21 protein-coding genes are annotated in these 18,616 nt (G+C 43.8%); 16 read left to right on the plus strand and 5 right to left on the minus strand.

Going from position 1 to position 18,616, the window contains the following annotated elements:
• Positions 1–100 precede the first annotated feature (100 nt).
• Entirely contained in the window at positions 101–1,114 is a 1,014-nt protein-coding gene (locus AB4513_RS22995) for an acyltransferase (protein WP_009848227.1), read from the plus strand.
• A gap of 60 nt (positions 1,115–1,174) precedes the next feature.
• Here the strand turns inward: AB4513_RS22995 and AB4513_RS23000 are convergent, their stop codons facing one another.
• Positions 1,175–1,504 carry a DUF2500 domain-containing protein gene (locus tag AB4513_RS23000; RefSeq protein WP_009848228.1) on the minus strand — a complete coding sequence of 110 codons (330 nt, stop codon included), beginning with the start codon at positions 1,502–1,504 and terminating at the stop codon, positions 1,175–1,177.
• Positions 1,505–1,748: 244 nt separating this feature from the next.
• On the opposite strand from AB4513_RS23000, the gene AB4513_RS23005 reads away from it, so the two are divergent.
• The 4 genes from AB4513_RS23005 (at position 1,749) to AB4513_RS23020 (ending at position 4,796) form a co-directional block, all read left to right on the plus strand.
• Positions 1,749–2,123 (plus strand): hypothetical protein, encoded by a 375-nt coding sequence (locus AB4513_RS23005; protein WP_009848229.1) that lies wholly within the window; start codon positions 1,749–1,751, stop codon positions 2,121–2,123.
• A gap of 928 nt (positions 2,124–3,051) precedes the next feature.
• A complete protein-coding gene (locus tag AB4513_RS23010; RefSeq protein ID WP_009848230.1) occupies positions 3,052–3,672 on the plus strand; it encodes a lysoplasmalogenase in 621 nt (206 codons plus the stop codon).
• Positions 3,673–3,762: 90 nt separating this feature from the next.
• Positions 3,763–3,999 carry a YecH family metal-binding protein gene (locus tag AB4513_RS23015; RefSeq protein WP_009848231.1) on the plus strand — a complete coding sequence of 79 codons (237 nt, stop codon included), beginning with the start codon at positions 3,763–3,765 and terminating at the stop codon, positions 3,997–3,999.
• 212 nt (positions 4,000–4,211) lie between these two features.
• Positions 4,212–4,796: a YhgN family NAAT transporter gene (locus tag AB4513_RS23020; RefSeq protein ID WP_009848232.1), complete on the plus strand. Its 585-nt coding sequence runs from the start codon at positions 4,212–4,214 to the stop codon at positions 4,794–4,796.
• Positions 4,797–4,913: 117 nt separating this feature from the next.
• On the opposite strand, the gene AB4513_RS23025 is transcribed toward AB4513_RS23020, so the two are convergent.
• The gene (locus AB4513_RS23025) at positions 4,914–5,180 is read right to left on the minus strand and encodes a DUF1145 domain-containing protein (protein ID WP_009848233.1); all 267 of its coding nucleotides are present in this window, start codon (positions 5,178–5,180) and stop codon (positions 4,914–4,916) included.
• 10 nt (positions 5,181–5,190) lie between these two features.
• A complete protein-coding gene (gene rsmD, locus AB4513_RS23030; RefSeq protein ID WP_009848234.1) occupies positions 5,191–5,793 on the minus strand; it encodes a 16S rRNA (guanine(966)-N(2))-methyltransferase RsmD in 603 nt (200 codons plus the stop codon).
• 230 nt (positions 5,794–6,023) lie between these two features.
• On the opposite strand from rsmD, the gene ftsY reads away from it, so the two are divergent.
• The 6 genes from ftsY to glpG all read left to right on the plus strand — a co-directional run bounded on the left by ftsY (position 6,024) and on the right by glpG (position 11,703).
• Positions 6,024–7,298, plus strand: a complete 1,275-nt coding sequence (ftsY, locus tag AB4513_RS23035) for a signal recognition particle-docking protein FtsY (RefSeq protein ID WP_102258045.1) — start codon at positions 6,024–6,026, stop codon at positions 7,296–7,298.
• 77 nt (positions 7,299–7,375) lie between these two features.
• Entirely contained in the window at positions 7,376–8,053 is a 678-nt protein-coding gene (gene ftsE / locus AB4513_RS23040; RefSeq protein WP_009848236.1) for a cell division ATP-binding protein FtsE, read from the plus strand.
• Entirely contained in the window at positions 8,040–9,008 is a 969-nt protein-coding gene (gene ftsX / locus AB4513_RS23045) for a permease-like cell division protein FtsX (protein ID WP_009848238.1), read from the plus strand. Before ftsE ends, ftsX begins: the two co-directional genes overlap by 14 nt.
• Positions 9,009–9,185: 177 nt before the next feature.
• Positions 9,186–10,043, plus strand: a complete 858-nt coding sequence (rpoH, locus tag AB4513_RS23050) for an RNA polymerase sigma factor RpoH (RefSeq protein ID WP_029223159.1) — start codon at positions 9,186–9,188, stop codon at positions 10,041–10,043.
• Between the two features lie 441 nt (positions 10,044–10,484).
• Positions 10,485–10,805 (plus strand): thiosulfate sulfurtransferase GlpE, encoded by a 321-nt coding sequence (gene glpE / locus AB4513_RS23055; protein ID WP_009848240.1) that lies wholly within the window; start codon positions 10,485–10,487, stop codon positions 10,803–10,805.
• A 55-nt stretch (positions 10,806–10,860) separates the two neighbouring features.
• A complete protein-coding gene (glpG, locus tag AB4513_RS23060) occupies positions 10,861–11,703 on the plus strand; it encodes a rhomboid family intramembrane serine protease GlpG (protein ID WP_009848241.1) in 843 nt (280 codons plus the stop codon).
• Between the two features lie 87 nt (positions 11,704–11,790).
• Here glpG and AB4513_RS23065 read toward each other — a convergent pair whose 3' ends face one another.
• Positions 11,791–12,198, minus strand: a complete 408-nt coding sequence (locus tag AB4513_RS23065; RefSeq protein WP_009848242.1) for a flagellar basal body-associated protein FliL — start codon at positions 12,196–12,198, stop codon at positions 11,791–11,793.
• 162 nt (positions 12,199–12,360) lie between these two features.
• Between AB4513_RS23065 and AB4513_RS23070 the strand changes: the two genes are divergently transcribed.
• Positions 12,361–12,903: a chorismate lyase gene (locus AB4513_RS23070; RefSeq protein ID WP_170962732.1), complete on the plus strand. Its 543-nt coding sequence runs from the start codon at positions 12,361–12,363 to the stop codon at positions 12,901–12,903.
• Positions 12,904–13,758, plus strand: a complete 855-nt coding sequence (gene ubiA / locus AB4513_RS23075) for a 4-hydroxybenzoate octaprenyltransferase (protein WP_009848245.1) — start codon at positions 12,904–12,906, stop codon at positions 13,756–13,758.
• A 104-nt stretch (positions 13,759–13,862) separates the two neighbouring features.
• Here ubiA and plsB read toward each other — a convergent pair whose 3' ends face one another.
• On the minus strand, positions 13,863–16,286 hold the full coding sequence (plsB, locus tag AB4513_RS23080) for a glycerol-3-phosphate 1-O-acyltransferase PlsB (protein ID WP_009848247.1): 2,424 nt from the start codon (positions 16,284–16,286) through the stop codon (positions 13,863–13,865).
• A 219-nt stretch (positions 16,287–16,505) separates the two neighbouring features.
• Here plsB and AB4513_RS23085 point away from each other — a divergent pair, with 219 nt between their 5' ends.
• The 3 genes from AB4513_RS23085 to AB4513_RS23095 all read left to right on the plus strand — a co-directional run bounded on the left by AB4513_RS23085 (position 16,506) and on the right by AB4513_RS23095 (position 18,559).
• On the plus strand, positions 16,506–16,868 hold the full coding sequence (locus tag AB4513_RS23085; protein WP_029223019.1) for a diacylglycerol kinase: 363 nt from the start codon (positions 16,506–16,508) through the stop codon (positions 16,866–16,868).
• Between the two features lie 94 nt (positions 16,869–16,962).
• Positions 16,963–17,583, plus strand: coding sequence for a transcriptional repressor LexA (lexA, locus tag AB4513_RS23090; protein WP_009848249.1), 621 nt, complete (start codon positions 16,963–16,965; stop codon positions 17,581–17,583).
• Between the two features lie 97 nt (positions 17,584–17,680).
• Positions 17,681–18,559 (plus strand): class I SAM-dependent methyltransferase, encoded by an 879-nt coding sequence (locus tag AB4513_RS23095; RefSeq protein ID WP_009848250.1) that lies wholly within the window; start codon positions 17,681–17,683, stop codon positions 18,557–18,559.
• Positions 18,560–18,616 lie beyond the last annotated feature (57 nt).

The following is an 18,616-nucleotide window of genomic DNA, read 5'->3' on the forward strand; positions in this document are numbered from 1 at the left end:
GCGATAAGCATCTCCTTTAACAATAAGCTGACTTGGTATTTATTCCGGTCAGCTTTTTTATTGCTATAGTAGAATGATTGAATATTAATCAGGCATTTACATGAAGCAGCGAATTCTCTTTTTTGATTTAGCACGATGTGTCGCGGCCATAGCTGTTATCGCGATTCATGTTTTGGCGCCTTATCGTAATGAATTAAGCACCATTCCTTTCGGTGAGTGGCTGACTGCCATTACGGTGAATGGTTTCAGCCGATGGGCAGTGCCTGTGTTCATCTTGATTTCTGGTGCATTGATGCTGAGTGATCAGCGCCCGTTTGATGCTAAATACTACCTCAAGCGCCGTCTGGGTAAGGTACTGATCCCATTCATTGTTTGGTCGCTTTTCTATACCTACCTATCAGGTTGGTCGCTAATGGGTTTTGATGCGGGCGTGAGTTGGGAGGTTTTGCTCAATAGTTATCATCACTACACGTACTATCACCTTGGTTTCTTCTATTACTTCATCCCACTCTACTTTGTGATTCCTTTTTTACAGATCATGGTCAGAAAGTACGGTGATAGATCTGTCTATGCCTTTACGGCTGTATGGTTGTTCACAACGCTATTGTTCTTATTGAAAATCGATGGCCCTTGGAGTCACGAGTTGTGGTTGTACACCGGGTACTTACCGTTGGGTTACCTGCTGTATAAGATGGTTCCACTTAACAAGATGACTGTCGGCGTGAGTGTGTTACTTGGTGGATTAGCGTTACTGACCACGGTTTATATGGTGGTTGATGCAAGTTTGGTCGCAGAAGAGTACACGGTAGGGCGTTGGTTATCTTACAAGACGTTGAACACCGTATTAGCGGCGAGCATGGTGTTCATGGTGTGCCGTTACTATGGTGAAGGCTTGTCTGAGAAGAGCAATCAAGTGGTTGGTTTTATCAGTAAACACAGCTTAGGTATTTATCTGCTGCACCCGATTTTCTTATGGCCAATGAAAGAGTTCGGTTGGTACCAAGGCCACCCTGCTTGGGTTATTCCATTATGGATCGTGATCAGCGGAGCTGGCGCGTTATGGATGAGCTGGTTGGTCTCTAAGTCAGAGAAAACACGTTGGTTATTGCCTTAGCGGTGGGTGCTAAGGCTTTCTGATGGATTGCTTAGAAGATACAGTTGAAGTACCTAATGTTTAGCGCTTCAATGCAAAGTGTAAGAACTTATCGCCTTGGTAGGTTAAGGTACCTTTGTCGCCAGGGTTCAGGGCGTGGAAGTAGTGGATTCCGACTTGGAACTCTCGTTTTGGACCAACCACACCACGTTGAACGTAAATCCAATACTCTTGATCTTCTTGGCCAGGTTCTGCATCAGGAAGGTCGATGGATTGTTTGTCCAACACAGTGACGTTCACTTTCTTTTCTGGCGCATTTTCACCTTGTGAGTGCTTTCGATAGAAACCAAGAAATACCCAAGCCGCTAGACCGGCGAGTGCAAAGATGGCAAAAAAGAGTGAATTAGGCATGTAACCTCCATGTAGTCGTGATGGTTATTCTAATCTTTCAAGCAATAGGGATATGTGTTTCAAGCCGTTATTCGTGAACTGTTGTAAGCCAAGCTGATTATTTTTCGGCAGACATCACATTTAGAGGCCAGTTTGGGATAAAGCATTGTTATTTATTGTCTCTTTCTCTCGTAAATAACAGTGATTTTGTATAAGAATAGGGAAATGCTCGACTAGAATTATAGTGTGGAGTGGGAGGGCTAATATGACCGATATTGAAAAAGTGGTGACAAGAACTCGTAATATAGAGAAATTATTGAGGCTTCAATATCATGCCGAAGGCGAAGGATTGCATGAGCTTGTGTCAAGCTGTGAAGAAAGGCTACCGCACGATACGGTGAGTAAGCTGCGTTATATCGCAACGTGTCGTAATAAGGTAGTCAATGAGCATGAGGCTAAGTTGGAAGACCAGCATAAGTTCATCATGATGTGTAACGACTGTGAGAAGGAGTTGACTCCACGTAGTGGTCGTTTTATTTGGCGAGTTGCAATCTTACTGATGATGGCAATGACTTTAGCTGCTGCTGGTTTCTATTATGCGAACTGGGATGTGTTAACACTGCATCTGTTTTCGAAATGAAAAAATTGAACAAAAAAAGGGACGCTAATGGCGTCCCTTTTTTTATCTGTAACTTGCTTAGTACATCATCGGTAGTGTCATTAGACCTACAACTACCGCGATCATTACAAGTCCTTGTCTTTGCGAAGATGAAATCATAACACTACTCCTAAATTTGGTTGTCTCTCGCTATGTTTTAAAGAATAGCACTACTTATGGCTTTAGATCAAGAATTACTTTCGAAGCCTTTAAAAGTGATAGAAAACTATTGGGTTTTCTATCACTTTTGCTATGTTTTACTGTGTATTTTGGGGAGCTTTTATTTTGTTCGTTGTGATTTATTTTTGTTCTCATTTGGTTTAAGTTGTTGTTTTGTAATGGTCATTTTGTGTAATTTATATTGTTAAAGGTTGTTAAACTGTATTAATAGGGCTTGGTGGTGTCTAGGTTTGTTTAATTAAGCTTTATAGGTTTTAGGTTTAATTTTTGTGATGGTTTTTTGACAGGAAGCTTAGCGAAACCTGACAAAGTGGTTTTTATAAAGGTAATTTACGCACTTTGTAAGTCTAGGTTTGTATAGTGTTGGAAAGTTCTATGTAAGTCTGTTTTTTGATTTTAAGTGTTTGTTTTTAATATTTTTGTGTATTTGATTTTGAACTTTTAGTTATGTGGTATTTGCAATATATAGCGACATATTGTGGCGTTGGCAGGATAGAAGTGATTGGAATTTAAGTTTGGGTTCTCTAGCGTCAATTTATATGAGTTTTCCGAACAATGAGTCTATTTTAAAAGGAATAATCACTATCGCTGCAGGTATTGTGACGACTTCAATCTAAAGATGCTCTTTTTAGTGGAAGCGTAATCAAGATCCAATTTTGAAGGGCTGAGGCTTTACATCAACATCCGTGTGCCTAGACTGGCGACGATTAAAAGCAATAGGGCAAATGATATGTGGAGTTGGTTGGCGGTTTCCTTGTCTGGTATTGGAGCAATAACAGGAACGAAACATGGGCATATCGGTCAGGCTTTATTGTATAAGGTCTTTACCTTTGTATTATTGGCGATTATTGCTCTAACTCAATCTGTTGTCGTTGATTTTACCTATTGGGTAGTCGCTGGGTTAGCTATATCCGCGATCGCAGATGTGCTTCATACTGTTACTCAAAAACGTCTTCTGCATTTTGTGTGTTTCCTGTTGGCTCAACTTTGTTACAGCAAAGCATTTTGGTTACAGCTATCAGGAGAAATGGTCTGGTGGTTGTTCGCGCTGCTGTTAGCTGCATGTATCGTTGCTTTCTTCCTATTACTCCCTCGCTTAGACAAACTCGTTTTTCCAGTGGTTATCATGGGTATTGTACTCATTCAGCTTGCTTGGGCTTCTGGTGAAGTCTGGTTACTTGAGCCTCAGCTATCACATGCTGTTGGTTTTGTTGGTTGCTGCGTGCTGCTGCTTTCCGCATTGGCGTACGCCCTAAATTTCTATCGCAGCCCAATTAAGGGCGCTTATTTTTGGGTAACGGGCAGTTACTTTCTTGCACACGCTCTCATCGTTGCTTCCCTCACCATTTAGGGTAGAGCTAGCTTAACTCTGAGCTACATCAAGGCAGCTCAGATGAAAGTAGGTACTCTACGTCTACTTCATTTAACATGAGATAGACTTATGACTACCGAAATTCATGCACACAACGTTTTAAACTTACTGAGTGAAAAGCCACTGACTCGTGAAGAGTTGACGCAAGAGCTTGCTCAAACCTATGGCGCTGAAGCTCGCTTTCATACGTGTAAGCTGAACGGTCTGGATTTGGATGGCCTACTGAAGTTTTTCCTGAAAATGGAAAAGGTCGTGATCATTGATGACAAGCTTTGCACTAATCGCGAACGTGTTTGTAATCACTGATCTTGAATGACCATCAGTTCTTGTCGCCGGTGAACAGTGAACTGTGATTAGCGAGTGGATGCGATATTCTCGGCTCCACTCCGACCATTTCTCCCTCGTTTGGCTCTCATAAATACCCTTCCAATAACGTAAATTCCTAAGTTTGTTACTGTGTTCGAAAATCAATCTTGAGGCTGCTATACTCCGCGCACTTACGATTTCGAGACAAACTTATGGAAATTTTATCTGCAGCGACCATGCTGTTTCTTATTATGGATCCGCTTGGCAACTTACCAATCGTGCTTTCTATCCTTAAGCATATTGATCCGAAGCGTCGCCGTATTGTTCTTGTTCGTGAACTCATGTTTGCGCTGATTATCCTGCTGCTGTTCTTGTTTGCTGGTCAAAGCATCATGAACTTCCTGCATGTGCAGCCTGAAACCTTGAGTATCTCTGGCGGTATTATTCTGTTTATCATCGCGATTAAGATGATTTTCCCAAGTGCGGGTAGTATTACTGGCCTCGCGGCGGGTGAAGAACCGTTTATTGTGCCGATGGCGATCCCTATGATTGCTGGCCCTTCAGTGATTGCGGCATTGATTCTGTTGTCGACACAGCACCCTGACAACATGTTAGAGCTTTCAGGCGCAGTGATGCTGGCTTGGGGCGCCACCTTCTTTATTCTGATGTTTAATGGCTTCTTCCTACGAGTACTAGGTGAGAGAGGCCTTAAAGCCATCGAACGCTTGATGGGCCTGTTGTTGGTTATGCTGTCGACGCAAATGTTCCTAGATGGTGTAAAGGGCTACATGGGCTAACATCAGTATCATCGCTGAATAAAAAAACGCCGCTCAAATGAGCGGCGCTTTTGTATCAACTGTTTCTGTCATGATGTTTTCTGTCGCTAAGCGTTTTATATCTAAGCTTAAGCTTTATTACATCATGTGTTTGCGTCGGATATCGAGTAGGGCAAAGACGCCGAAAATCAATATGGACCACTTCTCCCAACGTGACATTTCGATCTTATCGCCAAAAGCACCGATGAAAATCAGCATTTGCAGGCCGTGCATGAAGAATAAGAATGCTGTCATGATATAAAGCGCAATCGCAGCATTACCCGGGAATGGGTAGAAAATATTGGCGATTAAGATAAACCAAACAAAGGCGATGGCTGCTTTTGCTAGTGGAAGCAAGAACTTCATTCAATAACTCCTATTCTTCAGTGATTCGATTGAACAGTCGGTAGCTCGACTGGCCAGTGGTCTTATCGCGGTGTAATTCCCAGTTTTCTGGCATAGCTTCGAGTTTTAGCTCTTTCTCTGTCTCGACGTAAATGATGGCGTTGTCGGCAAGCCAACCGTTGCTCTCAAGCAGTTGTACTGTTTCTGCGAGTAAGCCTTTACGAAATGGAGGATCGAGAAAGACCATATCGTAAGGAGTGCCTGGCTGCTTAAGAAAAGAGATAGCATCAGTGTTGACTACATTGATGTTGTCTGCTTTGAGCTCTTTCGCGTTATCAGAAAGCTGTTTGGCCGCTTTTTGATTCATTTCGAGCAGTGTCACCATTTTTGCTTGGCGAGAAGCGGCTTCAAAACCTAGACCACCAGAACCGGCGAATACATCCAAGCAGGTCGAATGTGGGATATCTTGTGCCACCCAGTTAAAGAGTGTTTCTTTGACTCGGTCAATGGTTGGGCGTAATCCTTCTAAATCATGAACAGGCAGCTTTCTACCTCTCCATGAGCCACTAATAATTCGAACAAAGCCTCCGGATGGCTTTTTTTGTGATGTGTTTTGCTGGCGACGTCTTACCATAGATTTTTTGACCGCTAATAAAGTGATACTATACCGAGCCCAATTTAAGTGGGTTCGAGTATTAAATAAATTTACAATGACAAAGTGTATCAAGCTAAAAGCAAACTTATCACTGCTTTGTCATTTTTCTTTACTATTCGTTTGTACAAGCTTGTATTGTATAACAATAGCAAAGAGTCGACGTGTATTAAGTCAATACAGCTAATTAGTAGATCTAGGAAACTCCTCTGATGACGGAAAAAAAGAAGCGCGGATTATTATCGTGGCTTGGTTTTGGTGAAGAAGAACAAAGCCCAAAAACTCAGAATGAAGCGAACGTAGAAAACGTTGAAGATCAAACTGAAGTTGAATCACAAGTTGAGGCTGAACAGGTCGCACCTGAAGTTGAAGACGCTAAATCAACGGAACCTAAGTCTGTTGAATCTGAACTTGCGGAGTCAGAGCAAACGCTTGAAGAGGCTCAACAAGATCAGCAGCCTGTCGCAGCAGAAGCAGAAGCAGAAGCAGAAGCAGAAGCAGAAGCAGAACAGGAAGAAGTGATTGCTTCTCAATCTAAGGTTGAAGAAGTTCAAGAGAAGCCGACAGAAAGCTTCTTTGCACGACTTAAGCGTAGCCTAAGCCGTACTAAAGCAAACATTGGTGCTGGCTTCTTTGGTTTGTTCAAAGGCAAGCAAATCGATGAAGACCTGTTTGAAGAATTAGAAGAGCAACTTCTGATCGCCGACGTGGGTATGAATACCACCGTGAAGATCATTGAAAACCTAACAGAAAAAGCATCCCGTAATGACCTAAAAGACGGTGAAGCGCTTTATGGTCTGCTTAAAGAAGAGATGTCAGAAATCTTGAGCCAAGTGGAACAGCCACTGGTTGTTGATACCACTAAAACACCTTATGTTATCTTAATGGTGGGTGTGAATGGCGTGGGCAAAACAACCACTATCGGTAAGCTGGCGAAACAATTCCAAAGTGAAGGCAAGAAAGTGATGCTGGCGGCGGGTGATACCTTCCGTGCGGCAGCGGTTGAACAACTTCAGGTTTGGGGGCAGCGTAATGATGTTCCGGTTATCGCTCAGCACACTGGTGCCGATAGCGCGTCTGTTATCTACGATGCGATTGAAGCGGCGAAAGCGCGTGGTGTTGATGTTGTGATTGCAGATACTGCAGGCCGTTTGCAGAACAAGAGCAACTTGATGGAAGAGCTACGCAAGATTGTTCGTGTAATGAAGAAGATCGATGATTCTGCACCGCACGAAATCATGTTAACGCTAGATGCAGGTACCGGTCAGAATGCGATTAGCCAAGCGAAGTTGTTTAGTGACGTGGCACCAGTAACGGGCATTACGCTAACTAAGCTAGATGGTACAGCGAAAGGTGGCGTAATTTTCTCAATTGCTGACCTGTTCCAGATTCCAATCCGCTACATTGGCGTGGGTGAAGGCATTGACGACCTGCGTCCATTTGAGTCGAAAGACTTTATTGAAGCACTATTTAGCCGCGAAGAGTAACGCGTGTAGCAAAGTGGTTTATTCTTAACCTGCTACCGTTTTAAATTTGATATGAGTGATCGTAAGAGGAATTTTCGGTGATCAAATTTCAGCAAGTGAGCAAAGCCTACCGAGGCGGACGACAAGCGCTCCAAAAAGTGGACTTTCATCTCAAACGAGGAGAGATGGCATTTTTAGGCGGGCACTCTGGTGCTGGTAAAAGTACCTTGCTGAAGTTGATCTGCGCGATAGAGCGTCCAACTGACGGACGTGTTTGGTTTAACGATCACGATATTACTCGTATCCCAGCCAAAGACATTCCCTTTTTACGCCGTAACATCGGGATTGTCTTTCAAGATCACCGCCTACTTATGGATCGCTCGATCTTCGATAACGTCGCTCTGCCTATGCGTATAGAATCTATTTCTGAAAACGAAATTAAACGTCGAGTCAGCGCTGCGTTGGACAAAACCGGTTTATTAGATAAAGCCCGTTGTTTGCCAAGCCAGCTCTCTGGGGGTGAACAACAACGGGTCGGTATTGCTCGCGCTGTGGTTAACCGTCCAACTCTGCTTTTAGCGGATGAACCAACTGGTAACCTAGATCCTGAACTATCGAGTCGTGTATTACGCTTGTTTGAAGAGTTCAACCGTGCGGGTGTCACGATCATGCTAGCGACGCACGATATCGGGTTAGTGAACACTCGCCCTCAATATCGACATCTGGAATTAAACCAAGGCTTTTTGAGTGAGGTTGAAGATTATGGCCGCGAATAAGCGCATTAAGAAACCTCAATCCAATCGAGCAGTAAACCGGGCTTCAAGCGACGGTTTCTTTGTTGTTCATTGGAAACAAGCCAAGTCATCGTTCTCGCAAATGTGGCAGCGTCCGTTGGGTAACTTGCTGACGCTTGCGGTGATTTCAATGGCTTTAGCTATGCCCGCTTGTTTGTACCTACTGGGCAAGAACGTTGGTGAAGTGGCGCAAGATGTCACCAGCCCGTCACAAATTAGTGCCTATGTAGAGGATGGTATCCCTGAGCCGAGAGTCATGGTGCTTAAGGATGAAATCGAAAGTTGGGACCAAGTCGATCTGGTTGAGTACATTTCTCCGCAGCAAGGTCTTGAAGATCTTAGCCAGTATTCTGGTTTTGAGGACGCCCTAACTATCCTAGATGATTATTCATTGCCAGGTGTTTTGGTGATTACGCCAAGCGTACACAGCGACACGTTAATTAAAGAACTGGCAGGCAAGGTTAAGAAGCAAAAGTTAGTCACCGATGTTCGTTTAGATGAAGACTGGTTAGCTCGACTGGATGCTATCAAAGCACTTGCAGCCGTCATCGTGATTACCTTAACTGTGCTGATGCTGGGCGCAGTATTTCTGATTATCGGCAACACATTACGATTTAATGTGTTGGCGCATAAAGAAGAGATTCAAACCATGAAGCTGATTGGTGCTACCGACAGCTACATTCTTCGACCATACCTCTATGCTGGAATGTGGTTTGGTGTTTTAGGTTCGATTAGCGCGTGGGTAATGACGGCATTGATTACCGTATTACTGAACAGTGCTGTGGATGACTTGGCTCAGCTGTACGATAGCCACTTCCGCTTAATTGGCCTGAGTTGGGATGAATCTTTACTGCTTTTGATCGTCGGAACCTTGCTTGGTAGTGTAGCTGCGAAGCTTTCTGCACAGCGTCATCTCAAAGAAATTGAACCAGTTTAGGTGAATAGAGTCATATTTATACGAAAAATAGGCAGTTCTTAACCAGTTTTTGCCTTGTATAGACGAATTGATTATGCATAATTACTTCCCCCTCCTTGAAACCTGTTCATTTTAGGTTCAAGATTGTCGGGTTTTAATAGATGTATTACTCCAGATCAGAGATTGATGAGGAACCGAATGGCAAACCAAGCGTATCAAATGGCTTTAGTCACACAAGATAGTTTAGATAGCTATATCCGCTCAGCGAACAGTTACCCAATGCTGACGCCTGACGAGGAACGTGGACTTGCAGAGCGATTACATTACAAAGGTGAGATCGACGCTGCGAAAGGCTTGATCCTTTCACACCTACGATTCGTGGTGCACGTTGCAAGAGGCTACTCTGGCTACGGGCTGCCAATGGCTGACCTTGTCCAAGAAGGTAACATCGGCTTGATGAAGGCTGTTAAGCGCTTTAATCCAGAAGTTGGTGTCCGTCTAGTCTCTTTTGCTGTTCATTGGATCAAAGCTGAGATTCATGAATACGTATTGCGTAACTGGCGTATCGTTAAGATCGCAACGACTAAAGCACAGCGTAAATTGTTCTTTAACCTTCGTAAGTCTAAAAAGCGTTTAGGTTGGTTCAATAACGGTGAAGTTGAGACGGTTGCGCGTGAACTGGGTGTTGAGCCTTCAGAAGTTCGAGAAATGGAATCTCGTTTAGCGGCACAAGACGCGACGTTTGAAGCGCCTATGGACGACGACGACGGTGGTTCTGCTTACACAGCTCCAGTTTATTACCTAGAAGATAAAGCGTCAGACGTTGCTGAGACGGTTGAAGCAGCTAACTGGGAATCTCATACTAATAATCGCTTAGGTCTCGCATTGAAGAGCTTAGACGAGCGTAGTCAACACATTGTTCGCTCACGTTGGTTAGACGACAACAAAGCAACACTGCAAGACTTAGCGGATACCTATAGCATTTCTGCAGAGCGTGTCCGCCAGTTAGAAAAGAATGCGATGAAGAAATTGAAGCAAGCAGTTGGCGACTTCTAATAGCATTTAATTTTTAATAGTATTTGGTTTCTCATAGTAGCAAGCAAATAGCTTAATTTTGAAAAGGCCGAGATCGAGAGATCTCGGCCTTTTTGTTTTGGATCGATTTCTCAACTTTTGCGATCGAAATTTGCAAAATGATTTTGTGGATAACTCTGTGAGGAATTTATTCGTCAGCTGTCTAAAAGCAGGGTGTAGTAAGGCTTTGACAGGTTTTTTTGAGTGGGGATATGTTTCAGTTAACCCACAGTTAGATCAGGATCATTACTACATGTTGTGGATCTATTTTTAAAAAGGCACTTTATTCACGCAATTCACAGATTTATCCACAAATGGTGTAAAAGTGATCGCTGGTGGATAACCTTATTAAGTGGGTGTGATTGTTAGCCTTGGGATAGGTTACAATGGCAGCAAAGTAAATCAGTATAAAAAGAGAAAGTCATGGACCAGTTTAAACATATCGACGTTAAAGGCGCTCAAGCCCTTATTGAACAAAGTGAAGCTCGACTTGTCGATATACGAGATCCGCAATCTTTTGCGGTAGCCCATTCAGAAACCGCCTACCACCTGACTAACGATACAATGGTGTCGTTTATGGATGAGGTTGAGTTCGAACAGCCTATCTTAGTGATGTGTTACCACGGTATTAGTAGCCAAGGCGCGGCACAATATTTAGTGAACCAAGGCTTTGAAGAGGTATATAGTGTTGATGGCGGTTTCGAAGCTTGGCATCGTGCTGAACTTCCGGTGATTGCGGGTTAATAGCTTTATCACTTAAACGCTTCAAGCATCTCCATAGTATGAATAGGAAGTAACAATGATTAGATTGATGGTGTTAGACAACCCACGTCTTGCTCAAGCATTTATTGATTATATGGCCTCTCGTCAGATCTCTATTCACATGTCTCCAGAGGGAGAAGGGCGTTTTGCTTTGTGGCTTCTTGATGGTCAATTTCAGGTTGAAACCGAAGCTGAGCTGAATCGTTTTCTTGCTGAACCCAATCATAAACGCTATCAAGCGGCGTCTTGGGATATGGCTGAGTCTAGAAAGAGTCATTTCCATTACCACACACCAAGCTTTTTGGGCATGATCAAAGCAAAAGCAGGTCCTGTGACACTGAGCCTAATGTTGGTGTGTGTGGTGATTTTTGCGCTGCAACAGATTGGTTTTGGCCAAGCTATTTTCAATGCCCTGCATTTCCCAGCGGTTGATGGACAGCAATGGCAGCTGTGGCGTTGGTTGAGCCATGCTGTTCTGCATTTCTCTGTTATGCACATCGCATTCAATATTTTGTGGTGGTGGCAGCTAGGTGGGGATATTGAGAAGAAACTAGGCAGCCTCAAGCTACTTCAGATCTTTGCTGTCTCTTCTGCGCTTTCAGGTGCTGGTCAGTATTGGGTTGAAGGGGCGAACTTCGGTGGTTTGTCTGGTGTTGTGTATGCTTTGGTTGGTTACTTATGGGTTGTCGGTGCGAAGGCGCCACAACTTGGTTTAGGTATCCCAAGACAGATTGTCGGCTTTATGTTGGTGTGGTTAGTGCTTGGGTACATGCAGCCATTTATGGCGATCGCCAATACAGCGCATTTAGCTGGCCTAGCCGCTGGTGTCATTATTGGCTTTATCGATGCGATGAAAGCACCGAGCTCGGCAAGAAGCTAACTCATTTTTTTTAGTGAGTAGCCAAACGATAGAAACAAAAAAGCGGCCAGATGAGCCGCTTTTTTATTGGGATTCGTTTTTACATCGTTACTGGTAAAGATATTTGGTAAACAATAAGTCAGCAATGAGAGTTTTACCTGTTTCAGGAAGTAAAATCTTATTGAGGTGCTCAACTAAGGACTTTCTCAAATCTTCACGACCGGATAGAGACTTAATTGTCTCTTCATTTTGCTTGCCGAGTAATTCAATCACCGCATCACGAATCAATGGCTGATGATGCTCAATGGCTTCTAAGTCATTACTATTTGCGACCATTATGTCTAGACGGACCTGAATATAGCCCAGTTTTTTACCTTTAGTGTAAAAATTGGTGGTGAGATCGGGCTCTAGCGTGAAGTAGGCTAGTTTGGGTGTCGATTCTTCTTCAGCGAAACTTGATGCTGAAAATAGTAGATTAATCGCAATAAATAGTTGGGCTACATAACGTTTGTGCATATTTGAGACTTTTCTTTAGTTTATTCGCGATATTCGAAACGCATTAGTCTTGTTACAATGAGCGGTCTAAATCTAAATACGTTTACAATTCGAAGGACGCTTTAATTTTATTCGAAAGTTGAAGCTTTATTGTACGTGTAAAGTCACCTATTGAATACTAGTATGAATCAGTCAATATCATTGTATCTAAATTCATTAATGAATGTAGATTGGCAAAGCACAGAAAAATTTAATTTTCCTAATGAAACCACCAAAGAGTGGCTTATGGAACAAGGATCGCTTTCCCGTAAGTTGGGCAAGTGCTGCAAGCACCTGTCTGTTGAGTTGCTTCATAATCAAGTTGTGGAACGATCAATTCTGCAACAGGACGAAGAACGCCTTTTATCATCACATGATTGCTTACTGCGTAAAGTGATTTTAAAGGGTGATGATGAGCCGTGGGTGTTAGGTCGAACCTTAATACCTCGAATTACCCTAGAAGATCATCAGCATTCTGACCTTTCTCAACAAGGGGATGTCCCGCTTGGGTTAACGGTTTTCAGTGCTGAGAACGTGGATCGAGATGCGCTTCAAGTCGGTTGGGTTATCGCTGGCGATGAGCGATTACTCGCGCGTCGTTCTCGATTATGGATGAATCATAAACCGATGCTTGTGGCCGAACTTTTTTTACCAACATCCCCCATTTACTCTAAGGAGAGTGTGTAAATGCTTGCCACCAAAGCGAAGGCGTACTGGCAATTGACGCGAATGAATCGCCCGATTGGTACTCTGTTACTCCTTTGGCCGACCTTGTGGTCGCTGATTATTGCTGCGAAAGGCATGCCTGATTTTGATGTCTTGGTTGTTTTCATACTCGGTGTGGTGTTAATGCGATCGGCTGGCTGTGTGATTAATGATTTTGCTGACCGTAAAGTTGATGGTCATGTCAAACGCACCAAGCAACGTCCATTACCTTCAGGTTTGGTTTCCAGCAAGGAAGCCATTGTGCTCTTTCTAGTGTTAGCTGTGGTTTCTTTTTTGTTGGTACTCACCATGAACCCGCTGACTATTAAGCTCTCTTTTATTGGGGTTGGTCTCGCGTTCATTTATCCTTTCATGAAGCGTTTTACACACCTTCCACAGTTGTTTCTCGGATTGGCTTTCAGTTGGGCAATACCAATGGCTTGGGCGGCGCAAACCAATGAACTGCCAAGCATTGTGTGGTTTATCTTCGTGATTAATGCGTTGTGGACGATAGCCTACGACACGCAATATGCGATGGTTGACCGAGATGATGACTTGAAGATTGGCATCAAGTCGACGGCTATTCTGTTTGGTCGTTTTGATAAGCTTATGGTTGGCGCGCTGCAGTTAGTTACACTGGCGATGTTGATTGCATTGGGCATGCACTACCAACTCGGTGATACTTTCTACTGGGCACTGTTAGTTTCGGGAAGCTTGTTCGTGTATCAACAGCATCTGATGCGTCACCGCGATCGAGACCTTTGCTTCCAAGCCTTCTTGAACAATAACTATGTTGGAATGGCGGTGACTGTAGGCTTGTTCATTACCTTCTGGTAAGCATCAACTTTACAAGTAAACGAACGCTAAAGAAAAAGGCACCCATTGGGTGCCTTTTTTGATCGTGTTCAGTCTAGTGATTAAAGTGAATGCTAGCCAAGAGATTATTCTGCTTGGTGGATACTCTCTTGAATCGTCAAACGTACTTCAGGGTAAAGCATTGAGTAGAGAAGTTTAGCGAATTGCTGAGTCTTTTCTAAATCACAGTTACCATCGTTATCCAGATATTGCTGCTGTTTCAGAGTTGCGAACATCGACGCAAACACGCCTTTATCGAAGAACTCCGGTGCGTTGATACCTTGTAGGCGACCCAGTCGCTGTGCGATGTCTTGGCTCTTCTGCTCAAGGTCTGACTTATCTAGATCAGGATTCTCTGCCAATAGGTTCAGAGCAATTGAGTAGCGCTGGAGCGTTTCTGAAATCGTACGGCCTAGTAGCATCAGTGCTTGGCTGTTTGACTGGTTGATCGTTACTTGGTTGTTCGACACAACAAGCATGCCTTGACCGACTAGCTCATCAATGATGTTCGCAACCACGCTTTCAAGCTGATCTTCGTCGTAGCTTAAAAATAACTCTTTCTTTAAGAATGGGTAGATAGCTGCAACATTTTCTTGAATAGCGTCGATTGATAAACCGTGCTGACGAATGGTCATCTGAGCGATCAATGATGGCAATGCAAACAAGTGAATGATGTTATTACGATAGTAGGTCATCAGAATCGATTGGTGACGATCAAGCGAAATGATGTCGCCCATAGTGTCTGATTCAATTAAGAACTTGTTCAATGACTCTGCGTGTTTTACTAAGTCTTCAGCGCTGTCTTTAGGCACTGTGAATGTACCTGAATAAGGCACATTCTTAAGTAAAGACAGGTAGCAGTTGATCTGAGAAACCAAAGAGTCACGAGACAATGCGCGCTGTCTTGAAGCCAATAGTGCCGTTGCACAAAGAGTCAGGGCATTGGTCGCTGCCGCATCGTTAATGTGCGTCATCATTTTGGTTGCCAAGTCATTAACCACCGGGTTCATCCATTGTGGTTTGCTGGTTCCCATTGGGTCGATATCTTTAGTCCACTCAGGAGCATGTTCGTTCAGATATTGGTTAAGCTGAATTGGCTCACCGAAGTTCACGTAGCCTTTACCAAAGTTACGCAGCTTACGAATTGTACGAATCACTAGACTCGCGTTTTCTTTCTCTTTACGCTTACCACGAAGTTCTTTCGCGTAGGTCGCGACTTCCATTACGTGCTCATAGCCGATGTATACAGGAACCAAAGTCACCGGACGGTTCATGCCGCGCAGCATGGCTTGGATTGTCATCGCTAGCATGCCGGTTTTCGCCTGCAATAGACGACCTGTACGAGAGCGACCACCTTCACTGAAGTATTCTACCGAGTAACCTTTAGCGAATAATTCCGCTAGGTATTCGCGGAAAATAGTCGAGTACAACTTGTTGCCTTTGAAGCTACGACGAATAAAGAACGCACCGCCGTGACGGAAAATAGGACCGGCAGGGAAGAAGTTCAGGTTGATACCTGCTGCGATGTGCGGAGGCACCATGCCTTCATGATAAAGCACATAAGAAAGCAGTAAGTAATCCATGTGACTACGATGACAAGGTACATAAACGATCTCGTGACCATCTTGAGCCAGCTTACGAACGGTTGAAGCGTTGCTGATATGCAGGCCTTGGTACAACTTATTCCACAACCAACCAAGAATCTTCTCACCGCGTTTAATCAGCGAGTAAGAGAAGTTAGCTGCGATCTCATCCATGATGTCTTGAGCTTCTTTGCTCGCTTTCTCTATGGAAATATTTTTTGATTCAGCTTCATCTTCTATCGCCTTTTTGATTGCTTCTGACTTTAGCAGGCGGTCGAACAGAGCTTGGCGGCTTGGTAGGTTTGGACCCGATGCTGCAAGCTTTTGACGAGAGAAGTGAATGCGTGCCACGCGCGCCAGTTTATGCGCGATGGTGCTGTCGGTACCGTGTGAGTTAGCCATGTATCGTAGAGATACCACTGGGCTAAAGCGAACCAGACAGTCACGACCTGCTAGCAATACAGCTTTCGATTTCTCTAAGCCGTTCATTGCTTGTAGGTAAGGCTTCTGGTTATTCTCTTTACCAGGTTTACGACCCCACAATACGGTGGCAGGGATAACTTGAACGTCGAGCTCAGAGTCTTCAGCATGCAGTGAAAGCAGTTCAGAGAAGACTTCAATTGATGAGCTTGGTACATAATCATCGTCTTGCAGCAGAGTTTTGCGAGAAGAGATAAAAACGTAGCGTTGCAGTGATTTGCCATTGATTTCAAGTTTGCTCAATGGATCAGGCAACCCTAGTTCAAGTGCATGTTTTTGCAATGTAAGAATGTCTACACTTGAGCGAAACGGTAAGGCGTATACAATCGGTTTGCTCAAATCAATGTTCAAATCCTCTACAGGGTTTGAAGGGATTGATGTGCTCTTTACCAATAGGGATAAAGGTAGCTTCATTAATGAACGTGAAAAAGATTGTCCAGAAGACATATAGGTTCACTGCCTCAATAGTTATTTCAATGTGCTCAAGCGTATCTCTATTTCTATAATGAGAGGATAAATCCTATGAGTGAAATAGGGATAAGCCTAGGCGTAAATTTAATCGATGCAAGAATACCAGAAACTGGTCTAACCTTTTAATGGAAATAGTCATATTGCCGTTAAGTTTGTGGAAAATCATTCATCGACTGATTGAGTATAGAGTTAAAAATGACCAAAAAATCAAACACCGGATTCAAACGTATCGTCAAAGCTGCGGGCTTTTCGTGGCAAGGCATCACGAGCTCGTTTAAAAACGAGGCTGCATTTCGACAAGAAGTCTTCATGGCCGCAGTGCTTATTCCGTTGGCGTTCTACTTAGATGTAAACCAAGTTGAGCGAATATTAATGATTTCAGCCGTCGTGTTGGTGATGGTTGTCGAGTTGATTAATACCGCGATTGAAGCGGTCGTTGACCGAATCGGTAGCGAACATCATGAGCTTTCTGGGATGGCGAAAGATGTTGGCTCAGCTGCCGTTTTTATCTGTTTAGTATTAGCTGGTTACGTGTGGTTAGAGATCTTATTTTTGTAATTCGCTAAAAATGAACTAAAAACAACCAATTGCTTTGCTTTTGTTCAGTTACTGGATATACTCACAGTCAACTGTATAAAAAGACAGGTGAATCATGAAGCCGTTAACGCCCCGCCAGCAACAAGTTTTTGACCTTATCAAAAGTAAGATCGAAGATTGCGGTATGCCACCGACTCGTGCAGAAATCGCACGTGAACTTGGTTTCCGCTCTGCAAATGCTGCAGAAGAACATTTGAAAGCTCTTGCTCGTAAAGAAGCGATTGAGATTATCCCGGGTGCGTCTCGCGGTATTCGTATTTTGCTTGAAGATGCAGCGAATGAAGAGCAAGGGTTACCATTAATCGGTCAGGTTGCCGCTGGCGAGCCTATTTTGGCTCAAGAGCATGTAGAAATGCATTACCAAGTTGACCCAGGTATGTTTAAGCCACAAGCTGACTTCTTACTTCGCGTAAATGGCGAAAGTATGAAAGACATCGGTATTATGGATGGCGATTTACTGGCCGTGCATAAAACACAAGACGTGCGTGATGGACAAGTTGTCGTGGCTCGTGTCGACGATGATGTAACGGTAAAACGCCTAGAGCGCAAAGGTTCTACCGTTCTGTTGCATGCTGAAAATGAAGAGTTTTCTCCAATTCACGTGGACTTAGAATCCCAACACTTGTCTATTGAAGGACTTGCGGTTGGTATTATTCGTAACACGGACTGGATGTAGTCAGTGCAAACAGCTTATTGATATTTACTCTCAATAACTTGTTATTGTAATTGATATTCATTATCATCTTCTTTGTCGAGATACAAGGAAGATGATGATGCCAAACCCAACCAAACCTCAAATGAAGCCGCTTATTCGTAAGTCGCACACCTATGATCAAAAGGCTTCTTCTGATCTCGGGTCAGCACATCAAGAATTCCAAGTACCGACGAATCTTGTTCAACACCTTTGGTTTCGCAGCCGCGAAAGCCTAGCCGATGACGGTCTTGTTTATGACCCTATTGCAGCACAAGCCTGCAAGCGTTGCCAACTCGCACCTGAATGCCTTACCGGTGAACTCGACCAGCAACAACTCCTTTACGCGACACTGACTCAACTTTGTGACTCTCAAGTTCAACAGTTTTTATCTCATAACCCAGATGCTTGGATTATTAACGTGGGAGCAGGGCTCGATACCCGTTTCTACCGTTTAGATAATGGCCGCTGTCATTGGGTTGAGCTAGATGTAACCGAGAACTTAGTTTGGCGACAACGCCTGTTCCACAAGAATGAACGCTACCGTCTAGAGTGTGGCTCGGTGGATGACCTGACCTGGTTGGATGAACTTAATATTCCAGAACAAGCCTCAGTGATGGTGGTGTGTGAACATGCTCTGCTGGATTGTAATGAACAACAGACGGCGAACTTTATTCAATCTTTGAGTCGTTATTTTACCCACGCACATGCGTGTTTAGTGTTAGCTGGAGATAAAAGCTCTAGTGCTCTGGGGCAAAAGCTCGGTTCTGGAAAATACGCACATGGCTTATCTTCTCCGATAGACAGCGTCCTTAATTGGCTGCCATGGGCTCAGTGGGTAAAAGCGTTTTCTCCACTTGACCAGCAGTGTAATCGTTGGAAATTGTGGCAGCGACTTCTTTGTAAAATCTCTCAGGTCAAAAAGCGTTTAACGCCGCAGTTAGTGCTTGTTAAGTGGTAGTGCTAGCGGTTCTGTTGGCAGGTATCTGAATACTTGCCTCGTTATAGCTATTCGTTA

This window comes from Vibrio sp. 10N.222.54.E6, from assembly GCF_041473955.1.
GTDB classification, from domain to species: Bacteria; Pseudomonadota; Gammaproteobacteria; order Enterobacterales; family Vibrionaceae; genus Vibrio; species Vibrio tasmaniensis_A.